Source organism: Pseudomonas sp. HY2-MNA-CIBAN-0224 (genome assembly GCF_040310285.1).
In the GTDB taxonomy this organism is placed as follows: Bacteria; Pseudomonadota; Gammaproteobacteria; order Pseudomonadales; family Pseudomonadaceae; genus Aquipseudomonas; species Aquipseudomonas helleri.
Genome location: NZ_JBEOPQ010000678.1, coordinates 1 through 258, shown reverse-complemented (window position 1 = coordinate 258; position 258 = coordinate 1). Strand labels below are relative to the sequence as shown.

1 protein-coding gene is annotated in these 258 nt (G+C 42.6%); it reads right to left on the bottom strand.

Features of this window, described 5'->3' with window-relative positions; genetic code table 11:
- The coding region (locus AAEZ03_RS28030) for a DNA repair ATPase (protein WP_350583202.1) at window positions 1-258 on the bottom strand (258 nt) is incomplete at both ends.

The window sequence follows — 258 nt, the reverse complement described above, 5'->3', positions numbered from 1 at the left end:
GACCTGTGACACCTAAAGCGACATCATAGAATAAAAACAACACATCTTCGCCATTGGGCGATACGATTTTACGTTTAAACTTTAAGTCTTTGGCACCGACATTATTGGCATCAAACAGCTTATACTCGCCCGTTTGTAAATAATAACCACCCGGAAATATAATGCCGTGATCCTCAGGCAGCTGCACACACGACTGTCCAATTGCGTCTAAACGCAGTACCGTTTCGGTCAAGGTGTTATAAACAAAATAGCGATAGC